The sequence below is a fragment of the Pseudomonas sp. PA-4-8C genome (assembly GCF_021606625.1).
In the GTDB taxonomy this organism is placed as follows: Bacteria; Pseudomonadota; Gammaproteobacteria; order Pseudomonadales; family Pseudomonadaceae; genus Aquipseudomonas; species Aquipseudomonas lactis.
Window position 1 is genome coordinate 1 of the sequence record NZ_WKCD01000570.1, and the last position, 902, is coordinate 902.

Consider the following 902-nt stretch of genomic DNA (forward strand, 5'->3'; position numbering starts at 1 on the left):
TTCTTCAGGGCCTTCCCAAAAAATGCTAAGAGCCGCAAAGAACAGCCGGCCCGGGTCGTCTTGGGCAAAGCCCATCTGGCAAACCGCCGTAGGCACATCCAAACCAAGGTTCTCGATAAACCCGGCTGCCATGACAAAACTGTCCAACAGGGGCGCCGAAGCGAGCTCGCCTTTAACCTTGTAATCAAAGCCTGGCCCGGCCGTGGCATCGCCGCCCAGGCTGCTCAAAAGGCGCTTGGAAGATTCGTAATTATCCAGCCATATCAGCGGCTTATTGCAGAAAGCTTGAAACAACGTGCGCTTCACCGCCCATTCTGCACGCACCGAGAGTTTCGAATTCGGCCGACTGATCTGCGGGTTTTCGCGCCCATCGAACCCCAGTACCACCCAGGCATCGAGCTCCGGGATATAGCCGTGGCAATGAAATTGCGCGCCGTTGATTTCAAAGGCCTGACGGCTGGGCTCGATGCCTTTGATCGGCCAGGCACCGGCGCGAAACCACAGGTCTTCGATCACATCACAGAGTTCTTCATCGCGCTTGGCGGCCAATTCAGTCACGGCCATGCGCTTTTGCACGTCTGGATGATCGCGCTCCAGCTCCTTGAGCTGGAGGCCATGGCGTGCCAACGGCGCTATCAACTCGCGAAAGCGCTCATGGCGGCCATACAAGCGGTGATAACAGGCGTTCATCTGTTGCCGCTGGGCGTCGCTGATACGCAGGTCGAAAGCGTTGCTGTCGGCGTCGTCAAAACCACCATTGAGGTTCTCAAAGGCTTGCAGCCGTTCAAAGCCCGGCAGGCTGCGCACCATCGGCAGGATGCGCGAATGAAAGGTGCGCACCACCGCCTGAGCTTCTTTAATGCCAAGGGGTTGGCCCCACAGGCTGAGAATCTCCATGAGTT

The 902-nt window shown here is 57.8% G+C and carries 1 pseudogene; it reads right to left on the reverse strand.

Annotation, left to right across the window (positions count from 1 at the left end):
• Positions 1-902, reverse strand: a pseudogene (locus tag GIW04_RS31020) (UvrD-helicase domain-containing protein); the annotation flags it as partial.